This window comes from Rhodococcus sp. IEGM 1306, assembly GCF_036541985.1.
Lineage (GTDB): Bacteria > Actinomycetota > Actinomycetes > Mycobacteriales > Mycobacteriaceae > Rhodococcus_F > Rhodococcus_F qingshengii.
Map to the genome: position 1 here is coordinate 1,013,821 of NZ_JAZHFF010000001.1, position 25,231 is coordinate 1,039,051.

Here is a 25,231-nt window from a genome sequence, read left to right on the forward strand (position 1 = left end):
CCGGCCGTCAGTCTTGTTCAGCGGGCTGGTGCTGGGTGATGCAGTGGATGCCGCCGCCACGTTCGAACAGCGGTCTGGCGTCGACGGTGACGACGGTGCGCCCGGGGTAGGCGGCCGCAAGGATCCGGGCCGCTTCGGCGTCGGCCGGATCGTCGAAGCTGCAGGCAATCACTCCGCGATTGACCACGAGATGGTTGATGTAGCTGTAGTCGACGAATCCCTCGTCGTCGCGCAGGATTTCGGGAGCGGGTACCCGAATGACCTTCCACGGCCGGCCGCCGACGTCCGTCGAGCTTTCGAACAACTCGATGATCGTCTTGCTGACGGCGTAGTCGGGGTGCACCGGATTGCGTTGGTCATGGACGAGTACCACTCCGGGGGAAGAGATGGCAGCGACGATGTCGACGTGTCCGCGCGTTCCGTAGGTCTCCTGATCGCGGGTCAACCCGCGGGGAAGCCAGATCACGTGCTTGGCGCCGATGGTGCGGGCGAGTTCGGCCTCGATGTCGGCCTTCGTCAGGTCGGGGTTTCGTCCCGGATCGAGTTGGACGGTTTCGGTGACCAAGACGGTGCCGAGACCGTCGACTTGAATACCGCCGCCCTCGTTGACGATTGGTGAGTCGATCAACTGGGCACCGGATTGTTCGACGACAAATGCGCCGATCTTCGAGTCCTTGTCCCACTGCGCCCAATCCTGTGCACCCCAGCCGTTGAACACCCAGTCGACTCCGCCGAGACGGCCTTCGTCGGACAGGACGAACGTCGGCCCGATGTCGCGCATCCACGCGTCGTCGAGAGGTGCCTCGACGATGTCGACCTTCTCGGACAGGTACTTTCGTGCTTCTTCGACTTCGGCGGGATCGACGACGACGGTGACCGGCTCGAATTCGGCGACGGCGTGGGCGACGGCCGCCCACGTCGAGCGCGCTTCGTGCTGTTCTTCCGCGGTGTCCCCGAGAGAGTATCCGGCGCTCGGGTACGCCATCCAGGTACGTTCGTGCGGCTCACTTTCCGCGGGCATGCGCCAGGTCATCGGTTGGCTCCTGCAGTGTTCACCGGTGCGGTCAGGGCCGAGTAGGTGTCGGGTCGGCGAGTGGCCAGGAACGGGAACAGCGCAAGCCAGTCTTCACGGTGCTGCAGGTCGAGATCTGCGACCAGGACGGCTGATTCGTCGCGCGGAGCCTGAACGAGGATGCGTCCGTACGGGTCCGAGATGAACGACGAACCGTAGAAGTTGATGAGACCTTCACTGCCGTGGCGATTGGGGACAACCATGAAAGTGCCGTTGGCGACACCGTTTCCGACGATCACTTGCTGCCACAGCGGTTGGGTGTCGAAGTTCGGGTGATCGGGTTCCGAGCCGATCGCCGTCGGGTACACCAGGACCTGGGCACCGGCGAGGGAGTATGCACGTGCGACCTCGGGGAACCACTCGTCCCAGCATGTCGGGAGTCCGAACTTGGCGCCGAGTGCCTCGTGAACGGGGTATGCGTCCTCGGACGGACCGCCGCGAAAGTACGTGTCCTCGTAGTACCCGGCCGTCACCGGAATGTGGAGCTTGCGGGTACGACCGAGAAGTTCACCCCCGGGCGAGACCAGGATCGCGGTGTTGAAGCCCAGGCCGTCCTCGGCGTCGCTGCGCTCGTACAACGACGCGTGAACGAGAACCTGGTTCTCCGCGGCGGCCTTGGTGGCGAAGGCGAAAGTGGGTCCGGTGAGCAGGTCTTCCGCCGCGCGTCCGGGATTGTCGCCGGCCGGGGTGGAGGCGGGGTAGCGGCTGAGCGTCAGCTCCGGAAGAAAGACCACGGAAGCGCCCAGCTTCGCTGCGGACGCAATGCCTTCGCTCAATTCAGCGTGGAGGTCGTCTTGGTCCTCGTGCCAGCGATGTTGGACGAGACCTACACGCAGAGGGGTGGACGTGGACGGCGAAGTCGCGGCCGGTGACTCGGGTGGGGTGAGGGCGGTGATCGTCAGCATGGGGTTTCCTCGGTGCTCGGGTATTCGACGTTCAACGTAAAACGAATGTGATTCGTTAAGTATGGTGGGTGAGTGCTGATTGATCAAGGACTTTCGAGGAATTGTTTTTTGCAGCGCCCCGAACGGTGTGGATCACTACAGGAGGACATATGCCGCGGCCATCGCAACGACTGCTCTCACCGGCGATCATCACCGAGGCAGCGATCGAGTCGGTGGACGAATCCGGCGACTTCACCATGCCGGGACTCGCCGCACGACTGAAGGTTCGACCGTCCTCGCTCTACAACCACGTTTCCGGACGGGCCGAGATCGTCGAACTGATGAGGGCTCAGCTGATGGCGGGAATCGACGTGGAGTCGGCCTCGGGATCCTGGAGCGAGACCGTCTCTGCGCTGGCAGCCGAGTACCGGCGAAGCTACGCAGCACATCCTCGCCTGATTCCGCTCTTCACCGCCCAGACGGTGCAGGCCGGTGTGGCGTTCACCCTGTACAACGCGTTGGCGCAGGCATTCGCCGATGGTGGCTTCGACCCGCCTCAAACGCTGCACGCAATCACGACCGTCGACAGTTTTGTTCTCGGTTCGGCGTTGGATCTGGCGGCGCCGGATGTCCAGTGGGCATCGGGGCCCGAGGCCAACGACGCGATGAAGGCGGCGTTGGCAACATCCGGGAAAAATCCCGAACGTGCCGACGCCGCCTTCGAATTCGGCTTGCGCGTATTGATGGCGGGCCTGATCGCTCAGGCCCCCGAACCTACTGTCTCCTAAGACACGCTGAGGTCGTTCTCGTCGCGCAGAGCCTCCGTGTCGCGGTTGAGGGTTTTGCCCTCGAAGAACTCGGGATTGCGCACTCGCATGACCATCATCAGTACCGCGCCGAGGATGAGGATTCCGAAGCCGAGGAAGAAGACCAGGCCGATTCCGCCGATGGATGCTCCGCTGGCGTTGTCCGGATTCATACTCTCCTGGACCGAAATGACGAACACCGCAAGCAGCATGAGGCCACCGATGAGTGGGAACGCGAGCCGGAAGACGAAGTTTCGTACGCTCTCGAAAAGCGTCTTGCGGAAGTACCACACGCACGCGAATGCGGTGATGCCGTAGTACCAGCAGATCATGATGCCGAGTGCGGCGATCGTGTCGAGCAGAGCACTTTCGGACAGGAACGTGACGACGCTGTAGAACACTGCGGTTACCGCGCCTGCCACGACGGTCGCGTACGACGGCACCAGGAACCGAGGCGAGACCTCGGCGAGCTTCTTGGGGAAAGCTCCGTATGCACCCATGGCGAGCATGGTTCGTGCCGCGGGCAGGAACGTGGTCTGCAGGCTGGCGACTGAAGAGACGAAGACCGCGAGGAACAGAAGCATTCCGCCCCAGTTGCCCAGGACCGGGTCGGCCAGAGCGCCGAAGACGTTCTCGGAGTTGTCGGGATTGCCCAGGCCGAGGCCTTCCTCGCCGACGCCGGCGTACATCATCGCGGCAACGGCGACCAGCAGGTAGGTCAGGAGAATGGTTGCGACACAGAGCAAACCGGCGCGGCCGGGGGTCTTCTTGGGGTTCTTCGACTCCTCGCCCAGCGTGAGACAGGTATCCCAGCCCCAGAACGCGAAGATCGATCCGGTGAGTCCGATGACAAACGCACCGATGGCGAGTCCGCTGAACGGGTTGAACCAACTCAGGTCGAAGGACAAGCCGGCCGGGGCATCGCCGGCGCCGACGTGAACCAGTGCAACGACGGCGAAGACGACCAGCAGCACCATCTGGAAGCCGACGAGTGCGAACTGCACGCGCTCGCTGGTAGTGATTCCCCGACTCGCTATCCACGTGGCCAGGGCGATGAAGACGAGTGTGGTGCCGACATTGACAAATTTGTTGCCCGGCAGATCGGCGATCGACGGATTGTCGACCACCCGCGCGATGAACAGATAGAAGAAGTCGACGGCAATTGCAGCGAGGTTCGAGAGCACGATGATGGTGGCGATCACCATGCCCCAGCCGCACATCCAGCCGACGTACGGTCCGAATGCCTTGGTGGACCACGTGAATGACGCTCCGCAGTCAGGAGTGTCGGAGTTCAGTTCGCGGTACGCGTACGCGGTGAGGAACATCGGGATGAAGCCGGCGATGAAGATGGCGGGCATCTTGAGACCGACCGCAGCGACGATCAATCCGATGCTGGCCGTCAGGGTGTAACCCGGTGCCACGGAGGAGATTCCGAGCACCGCGCCGGAGATCATGCCGATCTTGCCGGTGGCGAGGCCTTTGGAACTCAGTTCGGTGCTGGTCATGACAGTGCCTCCGGCTGGGTGAATTCGTGCTTGGGCACTACGACCATGGGTACGGGCAGTACGCGCAGCATCTTGGCGGCGGTCGAGCCCAGGAACAGTTTGCGGGGCTGTGCGAGTCGACTTGAACCGACCATCACGAGGTCGCCGTCCTGCCAGTCCAGTTGACGCACTGCCGATTCCACGGTAGATCCGTCGGCAATGATGACCTCGATGGGGAACTCCGCGGGGAGCGCGGCTCTTGCGACGTCGAGTGTGTCCTGAGCGTGATTTCGTGCACGCTCCCTGGCCGACTCGGCGGTGTCGCGATGATCGCGCAGATCGTTCTGGGGGTCGAGCGCTACCAGTGAGACCAGTCGCAACGGAACCTGCATCAGTTCGCTGGCGCGCACGGCGGTGTTCAAGACGATGTCGGCGCCGACACGGGTGCCGAGTGCACAGGTGACCTCTCGTATCGCAGTGGCCGCCGAGTGCCGCGTTCCGCGAGGCGCCAGTGCTACCGGGACATGGGCGGAGTGAAGCAGTTCGGTCGAGACCGAACCTATCGCGTGACGGCCGAGCAGACCGTCGCCGGAAGCTCCCACCACGATCGCGAGCGCATTCAGTCGGTCCACTTCGTCGAGCAGGCCCTGGGCGAACGACTCGTGGAAGCTCAGGTGTACTTCCACCTGGATGTCCTCGGGCACCGACGCTTTCGCCTCGGCGAGCCAGTCGTGTGCACGCGCGGCGAGGATGTCGTCGTAGCCGGCTTCCGAGGGAACCTTGGCCGGCAGTGTCCGATCCGGTGGGAGGACCATGCAGATGTCGAGTTGCGCGCCGAGACTGCGCGCGAGCTGGGCCCCGAGGACCAGCCCGTCTTTACCGCTGGGTGTGGCGAGGTATCCGACGATAAGGCGCATGGTGGCTCTTTTCCGGATTGGAGGAATCTGCTGTGCGCCTTTATTAACCGCGGGGGGTTGATAAAGGCGCACAGCAGGAGGGGCGGCGACTCAGTCGTGCGAACTCATGACGTGCTTGAGACGGGTGTAGTCCTCGACTCCGTAGGCCGAGAGATCCTTGCCGTAACCGGAATACTTGAAGCCGCCGTGCGGCATTTCGGCGACGAGCGGGATGTGGCAGTTGATCCACACCGCACCGAAGTCGAGAGCAGCGGAGACGCGTTGCGTGACACCGTGATCCTTGGTCCAGATGCTCGAGGCCAGGCCGAACCGAACGTCGTTGGCAAGCGTGATCGCCTCCTTCTCGTCGGAGAAGCTCTGGACTGTGAGGATAGGACCGAAAGTCTCTTCCTGCACGATGTCGTCCGATTGCGCGACGCCGGTGATGACGGTCGGCTCGAAGAAGAATCCGGTTTCGCCCGAACGCTTTCCGCCGGTAACGATCTTGGCCGACGCCGGCAGGTTCGCGATCTTGTCGCTCACGGCGTTGAAGTGATTGATGTTGTTGAGCGGGCCGTAGAAGGCATCAGGATCGGAAGGCGCTCCGGGGCGCAGCTTCTCGGCGTTCCGGACGAGGGCTTCGACGAGCTGATCGTGGATGGACTCGTGAACGATCACGCGAGTGGCCGCGGTGCAATCCTGGCCGCCGTTGAAGAACGCTGCCTCGGCGATGCCGGTGGCGGTCTTCTCGATGTCGACGTCGCCGAAGACGATCGCCGGCGCTTTGCCGCCCAGTTCGAGGTGCGCGCGCTTGAGTTGCTGTGCTGCGGACACGGCGACAGCGATGCCCGCCCGCACCGAACCGGTGATCGAGACGAGACCGAGGGCCGGGTTCTCCACCAACGTCGCTCCGGTTCCGCCGTTGCCGAGCACGACGTTGAACACGCCGTCCGGCAGGATGCCCTTCGAGAGCTTCGCCAGGACCAGCGTGCTGCCCGGTGTGGTGTCGCTGGGCTTGAGGACGATCGTGTTGCCGGCCGCGAGGGCGGGCCCGATCTTCCACAGCGCCATCATGAACGGGTAGTTCCAGGGCGTGACCTGACCGACGACGCCGATCGGCTCACGACGGACGTAGGAGGTGAAACCCTCCATGTACTCTCCGGCCGCCTTGCCCTCGAGAAGTCGTGCGGCTCCGGCGAAGAACCGCATCTGATCGGCTCCGACCTTGACCTCTTCGTCGGCGATCATCTGGTGGGCCTGGCCGGTGTTGGCGCTTTCGGCTGCGACGATTTCGTCGCTGTGCGCTTCGATGGCGTCGGCGAGCTTGAGGAGTGCAGCCTGCCGCACGCTCGGCGTCGTCTTGCCCCAGGTCTCGAATGCTCTCTGTGCGGCTTCGACGGCGGCGTCGACGTCTTCCTTCGTGGAGACCGGCGTACGCCCGACCACACTCTCGTCCACGGGGTTGATCAGGTCGAGTGTTTCCGTCGCGGCTGAGGCGACGAATTCACCGTTGATGTAGTTCTCGAGTACGACGATCGACATCGGTACCGGTTCCTCTCGAGGTCGAACGAGTTCCGGCCGAGGTGATCAGCACGGAACTCGCACTTTGTGGGGCGTGTGTGAGCAAGTGTGCGCTGACTCACAAGTAAAGGCAGCTGCCAAAAAGGTGAAATCTTTGATCGCCGACGCGCCGAGTTGTACAGTCCAGCCCATGACGATCGCTGTGCGGTGGATGTTGGCGCAGCCGGACCTCGCGCTGGAACTCAAAGGCGGCGCCCAGGGCGTCGGTCGCGAAATCACATTTGCGCACGCCACGGAGTTGCTCGACCCTTTCCGGTGGTTGACCGGCGGCGAATTCATCCTCACCACCGGCATCCGATTGCCGTCCACTCAGCAAAAGCGCGGCCGCTATCTCCGAATGCTCGACGCGGCAGGTGTGGCGGCGGTGGGATTCGGAACCGGGCTCTCGTACCCCGAGGTCCCGGCCGATCTGGTGGCCGTCGCCGACGAGATCGGACTCCCGCTGATCGAGGTGCCGCTGCCGACGCCTTTTGCTGCCGTCGTCAAGCGCGTAATGAGCCGGTTGGCAGAGCAGGAATATGAAGCTGTCCTCCGGGCGTCGCGGGCGCAACCGCGGATGACGCGTGCCGTCATTTCCGGCGGAACGGCTGCGACCGTGCGTGAACTGGCGATCGCGACTTCGGCGACGGTGCTTCTTCTCGACGTCGCCGGAAGAGTTCTCGAGAGCTCACCTCAACTGCCGACGGACGACGTGATCGACGAACTGCGAGCAACTCTCGGGGGCGGTGCCTCCAGTAGCGTGACGCTCGCAAGGTCTGGAGCGTCGATCGCGGTGCAGCAGATCAGCGTCGGGCGAACGCCGTACGGATACCTGGCGGTGATCAGTGCTTCGGCGCTCAGCTACGTCGATCAGATACTGCTCGGTCACGCGAACTCGTTGTTGGCATTGGACTTCGAGAAACCCGCGCGCCTGCGTGCTACTCAGGATCAGTTGAATTCGCACGCCCTCGGGCTGCTGCTCACCGAGGATCGCGACCCGGCGCCGGCGTGGCAACAGATCAGGCAGGCCGCCGACGGCGAGGGAATGATCCGAGGATTGACAGTTCTTACCGACACGTCCGACGTAGCGGGACGCGTCGGAGCCGAGATTGCCGAGTTCATGAACAAGGCGGGGCGGCAGTTGTTCTCGCGGATCAACGACACTCGCGTCACGGTGCTGCTGCGTGGAACCGACGACGTCGAGTTCGCCCGAGAGCTGCTCGGCGGGGTATCGAGGTCGGATCTTCGCGCGCTTCGTGTCGGCTTGAGCGCGCGACGGGTGGTCGCTGCGCTGGCGGTCGCCGTCGAACAGTCCCAGCTGTGTGCGTCGGCGGCGGAAATCGGTGGCGAACCTTTGGAATTCGCGGCGCTGACCGGAAGTGTGCTGCTGTCTTTCGATTCGACGCGTGAAGTGCTCAACACGTTGGCGGAAACGATGATCACACCGATCGAGGACTACGACCGTGACAACGGCACCGAACTGCTGGCGTCGTTGCGGGCATTTCTCGAGGCCAACGGACACTGGGAAGCGGCCGCCATCACGATGGGCGTTCACCGGCACACACTGCGGAGCCGAATGGCGAAGGTGGAGAGCCTGATCGACTGTCGGCTGGAAGTGGCCAGGGTTCGGGCCGAACTACTGCTCTCGATCATTGCCCGGCAATCGTGACTGCCGGGCAATGATCGAGACTTGGCAAAGCGGCCGTCAGGCCTTGCTGCGAGCGATGATGTCGGCTGCGGTTCGCTGACCCATCCGAACGGCACCGTCGACGTGCTGGTACCCCTCGGCCGCAATGTCGGAGCACGAGAAGTGAATCGGGCCGACGGGCGTGCGGGAATCCGCGCCGTAGCGGTGCAGGCCTCCGAGGTCGAAGCTCGCTGCGTACGCACCGCGGGTCCATTCCTCCGAGCCCCAGTCGGATTCGTAGTACACAACCGGCTCTTCGGCCTTCGGGCCGAGATAGCGGGCAAGTGAGGCCAGAATCGTGGCCTTACGCTCCTCGACGGAAAGCTCGAACATCGCGTCGGCCTTCTCGTCGGAGACGAACGCGACCAGGGTGCCGCGATCGTCCTCGTGGTTGGTGTTGTCGTACACCTCCTGCACTACCTCGGACGCGCCGAAGCCGGTGCCGGAGAGGCCGTCTTCGCGCCAGAAAGGCGTCTCGTACACCGCGTGAACCTTGATGACGAGGCCGAGGGACTGGTGCTGGTGCATCTGGTGCTGACGACGCGGCAGCGGGGGATCGTACGAGATTCGGGAGTAGAGGTTGGGCGGTACGGCCAGGATCACTCGGCTTGCCTCGACGCGAACATCGCCGTCCGCCAACACCGTTGCACCGGATTCGTTCCACTTCACCGTTCGCACGGGTGCGTTGAGGAAGACGTCGTCACCGAGGGCCTCCGCCATGTGGATCGATACCTGCTGCATTCCGCCGATCACTCGCTTGTCGAGAATGAAGTCCTCGTCGACAAGGTGGGAGAACGAACCTGCGGAAGCGGCCATGAGTACGGCCTGCAGGGCAGAGAACGAGTGGGCGGGCTTGGTGAGCATGCCACCGGCGATGAAGAGGCCGATGTTGTCACGTGCCTCGGCGTCGTCGGACTGATTGATCAGCCACTGCTTGAAGGAGACTGTGTCGAGATCGCGGGCGAGGGGATGTGCCCACGGTTCCTCGGCGCCGATCTGTGCTGCGAGATCGTCCATCTCGTCGATGAGACGGTCCATCTCCTTCTTCGTGGTGTCGTTCGTGGGGAAGGAATCACCCGTGTACTGCGTCCGCTCACCTGCCGACGAGATGTAGACGGACTCGCCCTCGCGGTAGCGCTCGAAAGTTTTCAGGCCGAGTTCGTCGAGCAAGGAGATCAGCGCGGTCTGGTCGGGGGAGACCCACTGGCCGCCGATTTCCAGAACTGCTCCGTCGATGGTGTCGGTCCACGTGCGGCCGCCGACGCGGTCACGCGCTTCGATCACAGCGACGGTCAAACCGGCCTTGCGCAGCGCGGTTGCAGCTGCCAGGCCAGAGGGGCCGGCACCGACGATTGCAACGTCTCTCTGGAGAGTAGGCACTTGCGAGCTCCTTCATGTTGAGCACCGCTCGAGTCGAAAGCTGCCGACGAGCGAGTGAACGGGTGTCGGTTTTCAGTCTGTCCCGAGGAGACGCACACCACACCTGACGAAACGGCGTGTTCGATCGTCGAACTTGTGCCGTTTAGGCGCGCAGCTAGCCGTTGATGACGTGACGATCGCCGAGCGGTCGGCTCAGCGGGACATCCAAGCTGCCGAACACGGCAACCAGAATGCACATCTTGTCCGCGGCCTCGGGCAGTGCCCCGGTTCGGAGCGTGACGATCACCGTCGTATCGGTCTCTTCGACGGTTGCGTACGCGCCGTAGCACTCCGGAGTGCCGGTCACGAAGTGGACGGCCACCGTGTGATCGTCGACCTCGGACCACGATTCGAACATCGTGGCCGTCGCACCCACGATGTCGGTGCGGCTGTCGAACTCCGTGCCCATCTCGCTGTCGTCGACCTCGTCGGGAACGGGGGTTCCGAGCGACCAGTCGGCGGGACTTGCTTCGTTGGCCGCCATCGGATTCGGTGCGGCAACCGGCCCCGTGGTCTGGGCCCCGACGGAGCATCCGGCCACAGCAAGGCAGGCCAGAACGGCGAGGGTTAGTACACGCATGAATCCACCGTAACCCTGCTCAAGCGAGTAGCGCTGTGACCAGCGCAATTGCCGGAATTGACGCCAAAGTGGTGACAAAGGCACTGTCTCGGGCGAGGACCATTCCGCGCCGATAGCGGCTTGCGTAGATGAAGACGTTCTGCGCCGTCGGCAACGTCGAGACGACCACGATGGCGAACAACTGATGACCGTCGATGTCGAGGAGGAAATGCGCCATCAGATAGGCCAGCACAGGTTGGACCACGATCTTGAGCGTCGACGCCAGCGCGACGTCGCGGCGTGGACTCGAGCCCTTCTCCAGCACCCGCACGCCGTAGAGCGAGAGCCCGAATGCCAACAGCGCACCGGGTACCGACGTCGCGCCGATCAATTCGAAAGGCTGCATCAGCGGCCGGGGCGGTACCCAACCGATCAACGCGACGATCAACCCCGCAGCGCCCGCGAGCACGATCGGATTCTTGAACGGGGCGGTGACGGTGTCGATCAACGAGAGCTTCTCGGCATCCGCGCCGCGAAGGGCCGTCAGATCGAGGATCGTCAAGGCGATCGGGGAGTACACGACGATCTGGAAGAGCAGGAGCGGCGCGACGAACGTGGCATCGCCGAGCACGAACACCGCGATCGGGATTCCGAGGTTGGCTGAATTCACGTACGAAGCCGACAGCGCGCCGATGGTCAGTTCGGGTAGCGGCCGGTTGAGCCAGATCTTTGCGACGACGACGTACAGAGCGCCGACGGCAAAGGCAGTAGCCGACGCAACGGCGAGCGTCGGCGAGAAGATCACCGAAAGATCGGACGACGCGAGGGTGGTGAACAGCAGGGCAGGCGTCGCGACGAAGAAGACGAGTCGACCGAGAACGAACTGTCCTTGGCTACCGAGGGTGCCGAGACGGCCGAGGAGATACCCGACCGCGATGACAACAAAAATTACGGTGAAACCCGCAACAACTCCCGACACGCTGCGGGCACCTCTCGACTGGAATGAACGACTTCGGGAAAATCTTAGTCAGGGCAACAAAAAGGCCGCGCAGTCGAGTGACTGCGCGACCTCTTCGGTACTTCTACGTGTGACTACCGAGCACGTATGACTACCGGGCGGCGGTGAAGGGGAGCAACGCCATTTCGCGTGCGTTCTTCACTGCAACGGCGACCTGACGCTGCTGCTGGGGGGTCAGGCCCGTGACGCGACGGCTGCGGATCTTGCCGCGGTCCGAGATGAACGTGCGAAGCAAGTTGATGTCCTTGTAATCGACATGCGTGATCTTCGCTGCGAACAACGGGTTCTTCTTAGGCTTACGACCCTCTACGGGGCGTGGCTTCTTCGACGGTGAACGCTTGACTGCCATCCGACTTCCTTACCAGCTCGACTTGTGTACGCCAGGCAGTTCCCCACGGTGCGCCATTTCTCGCACGCGAATCCGGGAGAGCCCGAACTTCCGCAGGTGGCCGCGCGGACGTCCATCCGCAGCGTCTCGATTGCGCAATCGTACCGGACTGGCGTCGCGTGGTAGACGTTGCAGGGTCGCTTGGGCCTTCGCGCGCTCCTCTGCCGAGCTTTTCGGGGAGCGGATCGTCTCCTTGAGAGCGGACCGCTGCTCCGCGTACCGCTCGACGACGACCCGTCGCTGGTTGTTCTTCGCGATCTTCGACTTCTTGGCCATGCCTACTTCTCTTCTCGGAAATCGACGTGCTTTCGCAGCACCGGGTCGTACTTCTTCAGTACGAGTCGATCGGGGTCGTTACGACGGTTCTTGCGGGTCACGTACGTGTACCCGGTGCCCGCGGTGGACTTGAGTTTCACGATCGGGCGGATCTCGTTGCGTGCCATCTGCTCAGACCTTCTCGCCGCGCGCGCGGATCCGGGCGACGACGGATTCGATGCCGTCGCGGTCGATCGTCTTGATGCCCTTGGTCGAGAGCGTGAGTGTGATGCGACGCCCCTCGCTGGGCAGGAGGTAGGTCTTGCGCTGGATGTTCGGGTTCCAGCGACGGTTCGAACGCTTGTGAGAGTGCGAGACGGATTTTCCGAACCCCGGCACACGTCCGGTCACTTGGCAGTGAGCCGACATGGGTGTTCCTTTCAACTTGCAGATGACAATCATTTTCGACAATGCGGTGAGATCAATGTACCGTTCAACCTCGGTAATGACAATCATTCCCAGAAAGGCCCGCTGTGAACACGATCTTGGACGGCAGGACTCCGCTGGTCCTGGTCGCCGGCATGAGCGAATCCACCCCACACACCGCACGAGCGTTGCTGAGAACCGGAACTGTTCTGGTCCACCACGACCTGAGCCACGTCCGTGAAGGGGTGGTCCGGCGGACGGTCACCTCGATGACCGGGAGTGCCGGGTCTGCCGGCACTGTGTCCGAGCGCGAGACGATCCTCGAGCTCGCGCACGGCTGCGTCTCCTGCACCCTGCGCGAAGACTTGCTGCCGCTCCTGCGCCGGCTTCACTCGCACAGTTCGGTGCAGCGGATCGTGTTGCTGTTGGACCGGCAACTCGAGCCCGAGGCGCTGTGCTGGGCGATCGAGCACGTCGTCGTGACCGGCGTCGTCGGCCAACTGGACGGACCGGCGCAGCGGGACGTCCGCGTCGATGCCGTCGTGACGTGCATCGACGCGGCGACCTGGCTGGCAGACGCCACCGGCGACGAAGCCCTCGACGACGACCGCACCCTGGCTCAGGTCGTCGTCGGGCAGGTCGACTTCGCCGACGCGCTCGTCCTACGCGGGTCCGATGCGCTCGACGGCTGGCAGCGGTCCCGCTTGAACGCGGTTCTCGCGCGCATCGCTCCGCGGGTACCCGTCTTCGATGAGGGAGACGACATCGAGGCACTGCTCCTCGAGGTGCCTGCGGATGCGCGACGCGGTGAACTGGCCGACGCACATTCACCGTTGCTGCGTCGCCAGCCGCCGCTCGACGACGACGGCGGAGTGATGCTGGTCGAGTTCACCGCGAACCGGCCGTTTCACCCCGGGCGTCTGCACGAGGCGATCGACGTTCTGCTCGAAGGCGTCGTGTACTCCCGGGGGCGCGTCTGGGTGGCGACGCAACCGGGTGAAGCGCTCTGGCTCGAATCGGCCGGCGGTGGCTTGCGGGTTGCGAGCGCAGACACCTGGCTGGCCGCGATGACGCCGGAGCAACGAGAGCGCGTTCCGGCCGAGCGCCGTGCCCTCGCGGCTCTGAAATGGGACGAGCGTTTCGGTGATCGCGACACCTCGATGGTCGTTCTGACCTGCGGTGCGAACCCGCTCGAGATCGACCGAACACTGCAGCACGCCTTGGTCACCGACGACGAATTGGCGGACGAAGCGTCGTGGGCAACGTGGGAAGACCCGTTCGGCGAGTTTCACGAAGACCCGTGTGACGAATCCGAATCACCTTATGCCGAAACCGAATCAACGCGAGAGGGAAACGAATGAAGAAGCAGATGCACCCCGACTACCACCCGGTGGTCTTCCAGGACGCCAGCACCGGCAAGAGCTTCCTGACCCGATCGACCGTGACGAGTGAGCGCACCGTCGAATGGGAAGATGGTGGCACGTACCCGCTGCTGGTCGTCGACGTCACGAGCGACTCTCACCCGTTCTGGACCGGAGCGCAACGTGTGATGGACACCGCCGGACGCGTCGAGAAGTTCGAGCGGCGCTACGGAAAGCGCAAGGCACTCTGATGGCCGTTCCCAAGCGGAAGATGTCCCGTTCCAACACTCGCAGCCGTCGTGCCCAGTGGAAGGCGACGGCGCCCGATCTGGTCGAGGTCACGGCCTTCGGCCAGACCCACCGAGTCCCTCGGCGACTGGTCAAAGCAGTTCGGCTCGGGGTGATCGACCCGAGCCGCATCTGACCGTGCGATCCTTGGCCGGTGCTGCTGAGGATCCTCGAACTGGTGGGCATCGTGGCGTTCGCGGCCTCGGGTGCCCTGGTGGGCGTCACCAAGCGACTCGACATCTTCGGGGTGTGCTCGGTGGGTGTGTTCACCGGCATCGGTGGCGGTATCGTCCGCGACGTTCTCCTCGGCGTCCATCCGCCCAGCTCTCTGAGCAGTTGGCCGTACTTCGGAACCGCCGCCGCCACCTCACTCGCCGTGTTCTACCTCCACGAGCCGCTCAATCGACTGCGTCGTGAAATCCTGGCGCTCGACGCACTGGGGATGGGCTTGTTCGCGAGCACCGGCGCCGTCATCGCGCTGGACAACAACGCCAGTTCGCTGGCGGCGACCTTGATCGGTGCGACCGCGGCGATCGGCGGCGGCGTGATCCGCGACGTTCTCGTCAACGAGGTGCCACTGCTCCTGCACAAGACCTGTACGCGGTTCCCGCACTGCTCGGCGCTGCGTTGGTGGTCACAGTCTCGCAAGCCGGACTGTCCACCAACGCCGCGCTGGTGTGCGGCACAGCGTTCGCCGCGGTGTTCAGACTGCTTGCGTTATGGCGTCATTGGAGCCTGCCCGGGCCGAGGCGAACCCGGGACTGACCGCGACACGCCGGAGGCCGGAATCGGACCCTCTCAGCCGCATCTCAGCACTTCAGTCCAAACTGTCGGTATGCGTATTTTGGTGGTCGACGACGACCGGGCGGTTCGCGAGTCGCTTCGGCGGTCGCTCAGCTTCAACGGCTACACGGTCGAGCTCGCGGTCGACGGGCTCGACGCACTCGAGAAGATCCTCGCCAACCGGCCCGACGCCGTCGTGCTCGACGTCATGATGCCGCGACTCGACGGACTCGAAGTGTGCCGTCGTCTTCGCAGTGCCGGCGACGACCTGCCCATCCTCGTGCTCACCGCCCGCGATTCGGTCAGCGAGCGAGTGGCCGGTCTCGATGCCGGAGCGGACGACTACCTGCCCAAGCCCTTCGCTTTGGAAGAGTTGCTTGCCAGGTTGCGTGCACTACTTCGCCGCACCGCGCCCGATCTGGACGCCGATTCCGAAATGATGGCGTTCGAGGACCTCACCCTCGACCCGGTCACCCGTGAGGTCAAGCGCGGCGAACGATCGATCAGCCTGACGCGCACCGAGTTCTCCCTCCTCGAAATGCTCATGGCCAACCCACGCCGCGTGCTGACCCGTGGACGCATTCTCGAAGAAGTGTGGGGATACGACTTCCCGACGTCCGGCAATGCCCTCGAGGTGTATGTCGGCTACCTGCGTCGCAAGACGGAAGCCGACGGCGAACCGAGGTTGATCCACACCGTCCGCGGAGTCGGATACGTCCTGCGGGAGACGCCTCCGTGATCACCGCTCCGTTCGGCAAGAACGCCGAACCGAAGAAATCCTCCACCACCCAAGCGTCCGTCGAAATGCGCCCGCCGATGCCACTGACCCGTTCGGTGTCATTGCGTTGGCGTGTGACGCTGCTCGCCGCGTCGGTGGTGGCCATTGCCGTCGCAGTCATGGCGATCGCTGCCTACGCGGTGGTTTCGCGTGCGCTCTACGCGGACGTCGATCACCAGTTGCGTACCAGGGCAGCGGTGCTGATCGACAGCAATGTCGTGCGATTCGATCCTCGCTACATCTCCGGTGCGACGCTGTACACCACCGACATCAGTGTGGCCCTGATCTTCTCGGACCTGAGCACGTACCAGCCGCCCGGTTCCGACGTGCCGATCGGTGAAGCCGAAGACGCCGTAGCGCGTGGCGAATCGGATTCCTCGCTGCGAACCGTCGACGGTCAGCGAGTGCTGGCTCAACGAACCCATGACGGAAGCACTTTGGTGATCGGTCAGCGGCTCGCGCCGACCGTTGCGGTACTGGACCGTCTGGCCTGGGTGCTCTTCGTGGTCGGCGGGTGTGGCGTCATACTTGCGGCGGTGGCGGGTACTACCGTGGGCCGCACCGGTTTACGACCTATTGCCAGGCTGACTGCTGCCACCGAACGAGTCGCTCGGACCGACGATCTGACGCAGATCCCCGTTACCGGCAGCGACGAATTGGCGCGCCTGACAGAGAGTTTCAACACGATGCTGCGGGCGCTCGCCGAGTCCCGTGAGCGTCAGTCGCGCCTCGTTGCGGACGCCGGACACGAGTTGCGGACGCCGTTGACTTCGTTGCGCACCAACATGGAATTGCTGATCGCGTCCAGTCGCCCCGGTGCGCCGCAGATTCCCGACGAGGACATGGCAGAACTTCGTGCCGACGTCGTCGCGCAGATCGAGGAACTCTCGACTCTGGTCGGCGACCTCGTCGACCTGGCCCGTGAAGACGCACCCGAAACCGTGTACGAGCGCGTCGACGTCAGCGACGTCGTCGAGCGTGCGCTCGAACGAGCGCGGCGCAGGCGCAACGAAATCGAGTTCGAGGCGGTCACCACTCCGTGGTACGTCTACGGAGATCAAGCGGGCCTGTCGCGTGCCGTGCTGAACGTCCTCGACAACGCTGCGAAGTGGAGTCCGAAGGGCGAACAGGTACGCGTCGAAATGCGACCGGTGGGTCAAGGATTGTTGGAATTGACCGTAAGTGATGCGGGACCTGGCATTCCGGAGGAGGATCGGGAGTTGGTGTTCGATCGTTTCTACCGGTCGACCGCGGCACGTTCGATGCCGGGATCGGGTCTGGGACTTGCGATTGTGCGTCAGGTCGTCGTCAAGCACGGCGGCACCATCGCGATCGACGAATCCGATCGTGGGGGAGCGCTTGTTCGTATCGTGCTTCCCGGTGAACCGGGGCCGAGTGCCGAGTAGCGTGTTCTGTAGACCCGTTTGGTCCCGCGCTTCGGTGACTGACGTCACGGCTTAATGCGTTCGGCCCGAAAGTCTTTCGGGCCGAACCGACAACACCGGTTTTTCACGTCGAACTCTGGGTAAAGTGACAGGCACGTCTCAGCGCCTTCTCAGCAGCGCAAGGCAGCATTGTCGGCAGAACAGTTGTGACTGCCCGTCCGGTGGTCACCGTAGACGAAAGCGAGCCGATGACCGAGGACCGTAACGTCGGGCCGACCCGGCCCGAGCAGCCCAACAGCGAGCCCACCACCCAGGCGCAGCCGACAGCACCTCAGGCACAGCCGACAGCACCTCAGGCACAGCCTCCCGTGCCGCCGCAGCAGCCTCAGGGGCAGGCGCCTCAGCAGCCGTACCAGCCGACCGAGTCGTTCGCCCGACCCGCCGAAGCCCGACCCACTGAAGGCAGGCCCACCGAAGCCTTCGGGCAGGCACAGCAGCAGCCCACGCAGGCTTTCGGCCACCCGCACGGTGCCCATGAGGCCGCGTACCAGCAGAGCGCCCCGTACGGCGCACCCAACCCTGGTGGCCCCGGCGGTCCGAACGGCCCGGGCGGCGGCCACAATCAGATCCCCGCACCGCTGCAGGGGCCGAACTCCGGTTCGACCACCACCAAGCCGAAGTCGGGACGCATGGCGCTGGTTGCCGGCGCTCTCGCCCTGGTCCTGGTCAGTGGTGGTGTCGGTGGCGTGGTCGGCGCCGTCGTCGCGGACCGCAACGGTGGAACCGCGACGGTCACCAACTCTCTGAACGCTCCGAAGCCCACTGCGACCAACACGTCCAACGCTCCCGCCGGCTCGGTTCAGGCCGTTGCCTCGAAGGTCGTGCCGAGCGTCGTGCAGATCGAGGTGGCCACCGCGCAGGGACAGGGCGGTGAGGGCTCCGGTGTCATCCTGTCCTCCGACGGTCTGATTCTGACCAACAACCACGTTGCCGGCGCACAGGGAGCGCAACTTCGCGTTGCGTTCTCCGACGGAACCAAGGCCTCGGCCACCCTTGTCGGTGCCGATCCCGTCTCCGACATCGCCGTCATCAAGGTCGACGGTCGAAACGACCTCACCCCCATCGATCTCGGCAACTCCGGCGACGTCCAGGTCGGACAGCAGGTGGTTGCCGTCGGGTCCCCACTCGGCCTGGCCGGCACGGTCACCGAAGGCATCATCTCCGCACTCGATCGCCCGGTGTCCACGAGCGGCGAGTCCGGCAATCAGAACACCGTCATCGACGCTCTGCAGACCGACGCAGCGATCAACCCCGGCAACTCCGGTGGCGCCCTCGTCAACATGGACGGCCAGCTGATCGGCATCAACACGGCGATCGCCTCGCTCGGAGCGTCGTCGGGTACCCAAGGCGGTTCGATCGGCCTCGGTTTCGCCATCCCGATCGATCAGGCACGCCGCGTCGCCGACGAACTGATCAAGACCGGCAAGGCGACTCAGGCCATGATCGGCGTGACCGTGCCGTCGCAGGACAACGCCGACGGCGCAACCGTCATGGATGTCACTGCTGACGGGCCGGCCGCCAAGGCCGGTATCCCGAAGGGTGCAGTCATCACCAAGGTCGACGATCGTGTTGTCGCAGATGGTGATTCGCTGATCGCGGCAGTGCGTTCACATGCTCCCGGCGACAAGGTCTCGATCACGTACAGCGACGGCGGGCAGACCAAGACCGTCGACGTCACGTTGGGAACCGCGGCAGCGCAGGGCGGCCGATGATGTTCGGCGATCAGCAGACGATCGACCCGATCTTCGGCCAGATCGCAACGGCGTCGGGATCGGACACTACGGTAGGAGTCATGGAACTCGAAGCCACATCGGCCGGCCGCGCTCTGGTCGTCATCGTCGACGATCGCACAGCCCACGGCGACAACACCGACTCCATCGGTCCACTGGTCACGGAACTGCTGAACGAAGCGGGTTTTCTCGTCGATGCGACGGTCGCCGTCGCCGCCGACGAAGTGGAGATCCGCAACGCTCTCAACACCGCAGTCATCGGTGGCGTCGACCTCGTCATCTCGGTCGGCGGTACCGGGGTATCCCCGCGTGACGTCACTCCTGACGTGACCGCTGAGGTTCTCGATCGCGAGATCCCGGGAATTGCCGAAGCACTTCGTGCTTCCGGTCTTTCGGCCGGATCGCTCGAAGCAGGCTTGTCCCGCGGCCTCGTCGGGGTTTCGGGAAGCACCGTGGTAGCCAATCTGGCGTCGACCAGGCCGGCAATTCGCGACGGCATGGCAACCCTGACGGCTTTGGCGAGTCACGTGATCGCCGAGCTGTCCAGCCTCGAGGGCTGAGACAGCTTGTCGGAGCAACCAGATACCCCGAAGAAGCCGTCAGTCGACAAGAAGCGCCTGGCGCGCATCTTCGGGGACGTCTTTCCCGAGACGACGTCGGACGAGCGGGGTCCCGAAGGATCCTCGCGGTCCTCGGACGACGACTGGCTGCGCAGTCAGCGGCCCCCGCACCACGGGGGTTGAGAAGTAAATCAGGCCCCCGGACAATTGTCCGAGGGCCTGATCTGATCTGTGGGCACTGCCTATTCGAGAGTCTTGGCGTGCGCTCCCGTGTCGGCGCCACCGGCATTGGCCGAGAGGATGTCGCGGATCTGGATGAGCAGATCGGTTTCGCTGGCTTCCTTGTCCTCGGGCTCGGAGACGAACTTCTTCTTCGCCGCATTCGCAGGGACGATCAGCACGAAGTAGACGACCGCTGCGATGATGATGAAGTTGATGATCGCGGTGACGACCGCACCGAAGTTCAGGAACGTCTCAGCGGAGTCACCCGTCAGCTGAATGCCCCACCCGTATTCGTTGGCTCCGCCAATCGAAGCGACAAGTGGGTTGATGATATTGCTGGTGAAGGCAGTCACGATGGCGGTGAAGGCCGCGCCGATGACCACTGCGACGGCCAGGTCGAGCACGTTTCCGCGAAGCAGGAAGTCCTTGAATCCCTTGAGCATGTCGGTGTCCCCTCGAGTCTCCGATGGCAAGTGCCAGATGGTCCGTTGATACCGAACCGACTGGAAAAATCCTAGAGGAGCTTCGGACGCTTTGTGCGGTCAGCGGAATGTCACGGTGATCGCATTGGACAGAGATGCCGCGGCTACGACGTTGGCTGCTGGTGTCGGCAGGGCCAGCAAAATCACCTGTTCCTGCTGGTTACGTGTACTTTCCGATGTGGTGACCAACGCGACTACCGCTCCTGCCGCAAGAATTTGTGGGGCCTTGTCTGCAACTGATTCGTTGGGTGTGTCGGGGTGGGGCGTGTCTGGGCGGGATGTGTCAGGGCCGACGGTCAGGACGTCGACGACGTCCCCGCTGCGCAACATGTCCGCGACGGCCGCATCGGCCAATCGGACGGGGACGATGCGGGCGTCGTCGGTTCCTACCGACAACCCGGCCAGCCGTGGGCTGAGAACGCGCACGTCGGTGACGGTTTCTCCGGAGCGAATCGGGCCGGCAACGGTTCTCCCGACTACCAGGTCGGTGTCGGAGACAACTCCTTCGGGAAGTTGTTTCGAGTCGATCTCTCGCATCTCGACATCCGAATCCGCTATCACCTGCCCCGGAGTGAGATCGCGGCTCGAGACAACTACGGCGACCGTATCGGTCGCGGGATCGCCTCGAAAGAAGAGAACAACGCCGAGTGTGGCGAGGACAACGGCTGCGATCTTACGGACTGTCGCCGTGCGGAATCGTGTGCCCCGTGTCAGTTCGACGACGCGATCGAAGGTGCTCGGGCTGAGATCGAGTTGGGCGCGCAGTGGATCGGAGCGCCTCGGCGAGCGAGAACGTGCTGACGGCATTCATGCACGTTAGGGCCGGAAGCGGTGCTTCCGGCCCTAACCATGTGAAACTGTGGACAACCCGGAGGTTGTGGAAATCAGCTCGCGGCAGCCTTTGCGGGCGCCGGCGTGCTGGTCGACGAACTCGATGTCGAAGAGGAGTCCGACTTGGACTCGGACTTCGCAGCGGGTGCCGAATCACTCTTGGCGGGCTCGCTCGCAGTCCCGGAGCCGCCGCGGCTGTCGGTGCGGTAGAAGCCGCTGCCCTTGAACACGATGCCAACAGAGTTGAACAGCTTGCGGAGCTTGCCTGAGCAAGCTGGGCAGACCGTCAGCGAATCTTCGCTGAAGGACTGGACGATGTCGAAACGGTTGTCACATTCCGTACATGCGTATGAGTAGGTGGGCACCGGGCTTCCTCCGCACTGTGATGTTCGAGCAGCCGCGTATTTACACCGCAGCCTTCAGCACTCTACAAGTGACAGTGCCAACAGCGCTAATCAGGGATCTATTCCCGCAGATCAATCGCCTTTGAGTTGCGTGAGGCCGCCGCGCGGCGTCAATGCCCAGCCCATGGGAATGTCGTGGTCGTCGGCAGGCAAGGCCTCGACGAGTTCGGAGTCTCTGACAATTGCCACGAGCCGAGTCTGTGGTCCGACCGACCCGAGCGTCCGGTCGTAGAAGCCTGCGCCACGGCCGAGGCGTGTTCCGTGAAGATCCACCGCGAGAGCAGGGACAAGCATGCATTCCACGTCGGACAGGGCTTCCGGTGGCAAGACGGGTCCGACAGGCTCCCGAATGCCGTACTTCGCGGGACGCAAACCGTCCGCGCCGCTGTACTCGACCCAGGACAACGGTCCCGGCTCCCCGGTGATCGGAAGTAGTACACGCTGAGCGATCTCGGCAACGGCGTCGAGCAAATCGGTGGATCCTGGTTCGGTGCGGGTGGGGACGTACGCACAGACGACCGAGCCGTCGACAATCACTGAACGTATGTGCGTGATCAACGCCGCAGTTTCCGTGTTTCGAGTGTGCTCGGAGACTGCATCACGTGCTGCGAGTGTGATTTGTCGCCATTGTGCTTTTGTCTGAGGTGTCACCCCGCAACGATATTCGTCGTGCTGACCGAGCGGTAACAAGCGGCGGCTAAGGTGTTGGCATGACAGACGTTGTCGCTAGCAGCACGAGGGCCTTCCGTACGGCCGTGGTTCCCGCAGCCGGACTTGGTACGCGTTTCCTGCCTGCCACCAAGACGGTTCCGAAAGAATTGCTGCCGGTCGTGGACACACCGGGTATCGAACTGGTGGCAGGTGAAGCTGCGGACTCGGGAGCCGAGCGGCTCGTCATCGTGACGTCCCCGGGCAAAGACGGCGTGGTTGCCCACTTCGTCGAGGATCTCGTGCTCGAAAGCAAGCTGGAAGCAAGCGGAAAACTCGCTGCCCTGGCGAAGGTGCGCAAAGCGCCGGGTTTGCTCGAAGTCGACTCCGTGATTCAGGAGCAGCCCCTCGGCCTCGGGCATGCAGTCGGTTGCGTCGAGTCGGTTCTCGACGACGACGAAGACGCCATCGCGGTCCTTCTGCCCGATGATCTCGTACTACCGCGTGGCGTCCTGGAGATCATGGCGCGTGTTCGTGCCAAGCGCGGCGGGTCCGTTCTCTGTGCAATCGACGTCCCGAAAGACGCAGTCAGCGCGTACGGCGTCTTCGACGTCGAGATCGTTCCCGACGCGGTCAATCCCGACGTCCTCAAGGTCGTCGGCATGGTCGAGAAGCCGGCTGTGGAAGACGCGCCGTCGACCTTTGCCGCTGCAGGTCGCTATCTGCTCGATCGTGCGATCTTCGACGCACTTCGTCGCATCGAGCCGGGAGCCGGCGGTGAGTTGCAACTCACCGACGCCATCGCTCTCCTGATTTCCGAGGGCCATCCGGTTCACGTGGTGGTGCACCGCGGAACGCGTCATGACCTGGGCAACCCCGGCGGGTACCTCCGCGCTTCGGTGGACCTGGCACTCGACAGTGACGATTACGGCCCGTCCTTGCGTAAGTGGCTCGCGGATCGGCTCGACCGCTGAGCGTGTCGCCACGGTGGTTGATCGCCCGATAACGCAGTATCAATGTGCTTGTCCCTTTTCGGCGGCAAGGCATCATGAGCTGACGGATATCACCGAATTTCCAGACACAGGAGGACGCGGACCAGATGCGGTCGGTTGAGGAGCAGCAGACCAGGGTTACCGCTGCTGCAGTGGCACCCCGTCCGGTTCGGGTCGCCATCTCGGAGGCGCAGGGACTGCTGTGTGCCGAGGAAGTGGTGACCGAACGCCCATTGCCGGGATTCGATCAAGCTGCCATCGACGGTTACGCGGTTCGTAGTGTCGATGTCGCCGGCGCCGGAGCCGACCTCCGAGGCGAGGACGGCGAGCCTACCGACCTCAGCTTGCCGGTGGTCGGTGAGGTGACGGCGGGCTCACGCCAACCGATCCGCTTGCAACCTCGCCAGGCCGTCCGAGTCGACACCGGCGCGCCGTTGCCCACGCTGGCCGACGCAGTTCTTCCGCTCGAGAACACCGACGGTGGTCGCGCTCGCGTTCGGATCTTCGAGCCGGTGCGTTCGGGCGATTACGTTCGCCGTGCAGGCGACGACGTCCAGCCGGGCGACGTGGCCGTTCGGGCAGGCACCATCATCGGAGCCGCACAGGTCGGGTTGCTTGCCGCGGTCGGCCGCGACAAAGTACTCGTCCATCCGCGTCCGCGCCTCTCCGTCATCAGCGTCGGTGGAGAACTCGTCGACGTGGATCGCACGCCGGGACCCGGTCAGGTTTACGACGTCAATTCGTATGCCCTCGCCGCCGCAGCGCGCGATGCCGGCGCCGACGTCAACCGTGTGGGAATCGCAGGCAACGACTCGCGTCGTCTTCGCGAAGTAGTCGAGGGACAGCTGATTCGCTCGGAAATCGTTGTCATCGCCGGTGCCGTGGGCGGCGGAGCGTCCGACGAGGTTCGTGAGGCGCTTGCCGACCTGGGGACACTCGAGGTGGAGCGCGTTGCCATGCATCCGGGATCAGTGCAGGGCTTCGGAAAGCTGGGAAGGGACGAGGTTCCGACCTTTCTCCTACCGTCCAACCCGGTCAGCGCACTGGTGGTATTCGAAGTCATGGTTCGCCCGCTGATCAGAATCGCGCTCGGACGCCGCCAGCCGATGCGGCGAGTAGTGAAGGCGCGGACAGTGGGAACGATCACGTCGATTGCCGATCGCAAGGGTTTTCTGCGTGGTCAGCTGATGCGTGACGAAGCGACAGGGGAGTACCTGGTGCAGGCCCTCGGGGGTGCGCCCGGTGCGTCCTCACATCTCCTCGCGACCTTGGCGGAAGCCAATTGCTTGGTTCTGGTCGATCGAGACGTCACCGAAGTGCACATCGGTGAAGAAGTCGACGTAGCTTTTCTCGCCCAACGTGGGTAACGCCGACCCGAGTGGGGTGTGATGTCAGTCCATCCAGGATGGCCGGAAGATCTCGGCCCGCTGCGAGTGCCCGCGGGAGTGGTGACCGTCCGCCCCGTGAAGCTCCGTGACGCTGCTGTGTGGAGTCGTCTCCGCATTCGCGATCGCGAGCACCTCGAGCCGTGGGAGCCCACCGGAGAATCGCCCTGGGATGCTCGCCACCACATCACCGTCTGGCCGTCCCTGTGCGGAAACCTTCGCTCCGAAGCGCGCAAGGGCAGGATCCTCCCCCTGGTGATCGAACTCGACGGGAAGTACTGCGGGCAGGTCACCATCGGAAATGTGGTGCGCGGCGCTCTGCGGTCCGCCTGGGTGGGCTATTGGGTCGCCTCGCACGTGACCGGTGGGGGCGTAGCCACAGCTGCCGTTGCACTCACACTCGATCACGCATTCTCGAAGGTCGGTCTGCATCGAGTGGAGGCCACTGTTCGGCCGGAGAACGCGTCGAGTCGCGCAGTCCTACGAAACGTGGGGTTCCGGGAGGAAGGTCTTCTCAAGCGCTACCTCGATGTCGACGGCCAATGGCGTGATCATCTTCTGGTCGGAATGACCATCGAGGAAGTACCCACCACCGTCGTCGACAGATTGGTGCGGTCCGGACGCGCTTCGTGGGTGTGACGAAGACGGCGCCAGAAGCGTGAGAAACGCGAGCTAAACAGCAGTTACCGCTGAGTAGTCCTACTTTCGGTCGGGAAAATGTGGTTTTTGATTCAACCAGAACTTGAGACTTTTGGGACTGAACCGGAAGTTCAGTTCGGTACGCGTGTGACACATGAGTATGGTGGGGTTCGGCGCGTCGGCAACGATGCGAGGGCGTCGGCCGTTAACCTTGACTCGTCAACGGCTG

The 25,231-nt window shown here is 63.8% G+C and carries 29 protein-coding genes and 1 pseudogene; 14 read left to right on the forward strand and 16 right to left on the reverse strand.

Going from position 1 to position 25,231, the window contains the following annotated elements:
- Positions 1 to 7 precede the first annotated feature (7 nt).
- Both V3587_RS05015 and V3587_RS05020 read right to left on the reverse strand, forming a co-directional pair.
- Positions 8 to 1,033, reverse strand: coding sequence for an agmatine deiminase family protein (locus V3587_RS05015; protein ID WP_047272567.1), 1,026 nt, complete (start codon positions 1,031 to 1,033; stop codon positions 8 to 10).
- Positions 1,030 to 1,977, reverse strand: a complete 948-nt coding sequence (locus V3587_RS05020; RefSeq protein WP_283376179.1) for a nitrilase-related carbon-nitrogen hydrolase — start codon at positions 1,975 to 1,977, stop codon at positions 1,030 to 1,032. Before V3587_RS05020 ends, V3587_RS05015 begins: the two co-directional genes overlap by 4 nt.
- Positions 1,978 to 2,126: 149 nt before the next feature.
- On the opposite strand from V3587_RS05020, the gene V3587_RS05025 reads away from it, so the two are divergent.
- Positions 2,127 to 2,744 carry a TetR/AcrR family transcriptional regulator C-terminal domain-containing protein gene (locus V3587_RS05025; protein ID WP_064111788.1) on the forward strand — a complete coding sequence of 206 codons (618 nt, stop codon included), beginning with the start codon at positions 2,127 to 2,129 and terminating at the stop codon, positions 2,742 to 2,744.
- On the opposite strand, the gene V3587_RS05030 is transcribed toward V3587_RS05025, so the two are convergent.
- From V3587_RS05030 to V3587_RS05040, 3 genes are all read right to left on the reverse strand, one after another.
- Positions 2,741 to 4,267: an APC family permease gene (locus tag V3587_RS05030; protein ID WP_007727566.1), complete on the reverse strand. Its 1,527-nt coding sequence runs from the start codon at positions 4,265 to 4,267 to the stop codon at positions 2,741 to 2,743. The two genes, V3587_RS05025 and V3587_RS05030, sit on opposite strands and share 4 nt — an antisense overlap.
- The gene (locus tag V3587_RS05035; RefSeq protein WP_007727555.1) at positions 4,264 to 5,163 is read right to left on the reverse strand and encodes a universal stress protein; all 900 of its coding nucleotides are present in this window, start codon (positions 5,161 to 5,163) and stop codon (positions 4,264 to 4,266) included. The genes V3587_RS05030 and V3587_RS05035 overlap by 4 nt, the downstream gene beginning before the upstream one ends.
- 90 nt (positions 5,164 to 5,253) lie before the next feature.
- Complete coding sequence (locus V3587_RS05040; protein ID WP_003946421.1) at positions 5,254 to 6,684, reverse strand: gamma-aminobutyraldehyde dehydrogenase; 1,431 nt, start codon at positions 6,682 to 6,684, stop codon at positions 5,254 to 5,256.
- 169 nt (positions 6,685 to 6,853) lie between these two features.
- On the opposite strand from V3587_RS05040, the gene V3587_RS05045 reads away from it, so the two are divergent.
- Positions 6,854 to 8,371 carry a PucR family transcriptional regulator gene (locus V3587_RS05045; protein ID WP_054188811.1) on the forward strand — a complete coding sequence of 506 codons (1,518 nt, stop codon included), beginning with the start codon at positions 6,854 to 6,856 and terminating at the stop codon, positions 8,369 to 8,371.
- 36 nt (positions 8,372 to 8,407) lie between these two features.
- On the opposite strand, the gene V3587_RS05050 is transcribed toward V3587_RS05045, so the two are convergent.
- The 7 genes from V3587_RS05050 to rpmB form a co-directional block, all read right to left on the reverse strand.
- Complete coding sequence (locus V3587_RS05050) at positions 8,408 to 9,769, reverse strand: flavin monoamine oxidase family protein (RefSeq protein WP_283376180.1); 1,362 nt, start codon at positions 9,767 to 9,769, stop codon at positions 8,408 to 8,410.
- Between the two features lie 154 nt (positions 9,770 to 9,923).
- Entirely contained in the window at positions 9,924 to 10,388 is a 465-nt protein-coding gene (locus tag V3587_RS05055; protein WP_007727550.1) for a hypothetical protein, read from the reverse strand.
- A gap of 19 nt (positions 10,389 to 10,407) precedes the next feature.
- Positions 10,408 to 11,346: an AEC family transporter gene (locus V3587_RS05060; protein ID WP_007727548.1), complete on the reverse strand. Its 939-nt coding sequence runs from the start codon at positions 11,344 to 11,346 to the stop codon at positions 10,408 to 10,410.
- Between the two features lie 130 nt (positions 11,347 to 11,476).
- Positions 11,477 to 11,734 (reverse strand): 30S ribosomal protein S18, encoded by a 258-nt coding sequence (gene rpsR / locus V3587_RS05065; RefSeq protein WP_003946414.1) that lies wholly within the window; start codon positions 11,732 to 11,734, stop codon positions 11,477 to 11,479.
- A gap of 9 nt (positions 11,735 to 11,743) precedes the next feature.
- Entirely contained in the window at positions 11,744 to 12,049 is a 306-nt protein-coding gene (gene rpsN / locus V3587_RS05070) for a 30S ribosomal protein S14 (RefSeq protein WP_003946379.1), read from the reverse strand.
- A 2-nt stretch (positions 12,050 to 12,051) separates the two neighbouring features.
- Positions 12,052 to 12,216, reverse strand: coding sequence for a 50S ribosomal protein L33 (gene rpmG, locus V3587_RS05075; protein ID WP_003946358.1), 165 nt, complete (start codon positions 12,214 to 12,216; stop codon positions 12,052 to 12,054).
- A 4-nt stretch (positions 12,217 to 12,220) separates the two neighbouring features.
- Positions 12,221 to 12,457 (reverse strand): 50S ribosomal protein L28, encoded by a 237-nt coding sequence (gene rpmB / locus V3587_RS05080; protein ID WP_003946346.1) that lies wholly within the window; start codon positions 12,455 to 12,457, stop codon positions 12,221 to 12,223.
- Positions 12,458 to 12,561: 104 nt separating this feature from the next.
- Between rpmB and mrf the strand changes: the two genes are divergently transcribed.
- From mrf to V3587_RS05125, 9 genes and pseudogenes are all read left to right on the forward strand, one after another.
- On the forward strand, positions 12,562 to 13,815 hold the full coding sequence (mrf, locus tag V3587_RS05085) for a ribosome hibernation factor-recruiting GTPase MRF (protein WP_083057010.1): 1,254 nt from the start codon (positions 12,562 to 12,564) through the stop codon (positions 13,813 to 13,815).
- Positions 13,812 to 14,066: a type B 50S ribosomal protein L31 gene (locus tag V3587_RS05090; protein WP_003946367.1), complete on the forward strand. Its 255-nt coding sequence runs from the start codon at positions 13,812 to 13,814 to the stop codon at positions 14,064 to 14,066. Before mrf ends, V3587_RS05090 begins: the two co-directional genes overlap by 4 nt.
- Positions 14,066 to 14,239 (forward strand): 50S ribosomal protein L32, encoded by a 174-nt coding sequence (gene rpmF, locus V3587_RS05095; protein WP_007727540.1) that lies wholly within the window; start codon positions 14,066 to 14,068, stop codon positions 14,237 to 14,239. The genes V3587_RS05090 and rpmF overlap by 1 nt, the downstream gene beginning before the upstream one ends.
- Before the next feature lie 18 nt (positions 14,240 to 14,257).
- Positions 14,258 to 14,868 (forward strand): annotated as a pseudogene (locus tag V3587_RS05100) (trimeric intracellular cation channel family protein).
- Between the two features lie 70 nt (positions 14,869 to 14,938).
- Positions 14,939 to 15,625 (forward strand): response regulator transcription factor, encoded by a 687-nt coding sequence (locus V3587_RS05105; protein ID WP_003946387.1) that lies wholly within the window; start codon positions 14,939 to 14,941, stop codon positions 15,623 to 15,625.
- 65 nt (positions 15,626 to 15,690) lie between these two features.
- Entirely contained in the window at positions 15,691 to 17,070 is a 1,380-nt protein-coding gene (locus V3587_RS05110; RefSeq protein WP_020908630.1) for a HAMP domain-containing sensor histidine kinase, read from the forward strand.
- A gap of 227 nt (positions 17,071 to 17,297) precedes the next feature.
- Positions 17,298 to 18,821, forward strand: coding sequence for a S1C family serine protease (locus tag V3587_RS05115; protein ID WP_230587546.1), 1,524 nt, complete (start codon positions 17,298 to 17,300; stop codon positions 18,819 to 18,821).
- A gap of 80 nt (positions 18,822 to 18,901) precedes the next feature.
- Entirely contained in the window at positions 18,902 to 19,399 is a 498-nt protein-coding gene (locus V3587_RS05120) for a MogA/MoaB family molybdenum cofactor biosynthesis protein (protein WP_176720912.1), read from the forward strand.
- Positions 19,400 to 19,405: 6 nt separating this feature from the next.
- Positions 19,406 to 19,582, forward strand: coding sequence for a hypothetical protein (locus V3587_RS05125; protein ID WP_003946347.1), 177 nt, complete (start codon positions 19,406 to 19,408; stop codon positions 19,580 to 19,582).
- Between the two features lie 59 nt (positions 19,583 to 19,641).
- On the opposite strand, the gene mscL is transcribed toward V3587_RS05125, so the two are convergent.
- The 4 genes from mscL to V3587_RS05145 form a co-directional block, all read right to left on the reverse strand.
- Positions 19,642 to 20,064, reverse strand: coding sequence for a large conductance mechanosensitive channel protein MscL (mscL, locus tag V3587_RS05130; RefSeq protein WP_030536328.1), 423 nt, complete (start codon positions 20,062 to 20,064; stop codon positions 19,642 to 19,644).
- 99 nt (positions 20,065 to 20,163) lie between these two features.
- Positions 20,164 to 20,910: an SAF domain-containing protein gene (locus V3587_RS05135; protein WP_047272494.1), complete on the reverse strand. Its 747-nt coding sequence runs from the start codon at positions 20,908 to 20,910 to the stop codon at positions 20,164 to 20,166.
- A gap of 77 nt (positions 20,911 to 20,987) precedes the next feature.
- Entirely contained in the window at positions 20,988 to 21,299 is a 312-nt protein-coding gene (locus tag V3587_RS05140; protein WP_003946378.1) for an FmdB family zinc ribbon protein, read from the reverse strand.
- A 111-nt stretch (positions 21,300 to 21,410) separates the two neighbouring features.
- On the reverse strand, positions 21,411 to 21,989 hold the full coding sequence (locus V3587_RS05145; RefSeq protein ID WP_283376181.1) for a 5-formyltetrahydrofolate cyclo-ligase: 579 nt from the start codon (positions 21,987 to 21,989) through the stop codon (positions 21,411 to 21,413).
- Positions 21,990 to 22,048: 59 nt separating this feature from the next.
- On the opposite strand from V3587_RS05145, the gene V3587_RS05150 reads away from it, so the two are divergent.
- The 3 genes from V3587_RS05150 (at position 22,049) to V3587_RS05160 (ending at position 25,002) form a co-directional block, all read left to right on the forward strand.
- Entirely contained in the window at positions 22,049 to 22,960 is a 912-nt protein-coding gene (locus V3587_RS05150; RefSeq protein ID WP_003946415.1) for a UTP--glucose-1-phosphate uridylyltransferase, read from the forward strand.
- 125 nt (positions 22,961 to 23,085) lie between these two features.
- Complete coding sequence (glp, locus tag V3587_RS05155; RefSeq protein ID WP_003946353.1) at positions 23,086 to 24,345, forward strand: molybdotransferase-like divisome protein Glp; 1,260 nt, start codon at positions 23,086 to 23,088, stop codon at positions 24,343 to 24,345.
- A gap of 21 nt (positions 24,346 to 24,366) precedes the next feature.
- Positions 24,367 to 25,002: a GNAT family N-acetyltransferase gene (locus V3587_RS05160; protein ID WP_007727523.1), complete on the forward strand. Its 636-nt coding sequence runs from the start codon at positions 24,367 to 24,369 to the stop codon at positions 25,000 to 25,002.
- The last annotated feature ends 229 nt before the right edge of the window (positions 25,003 to 25,231 follow it).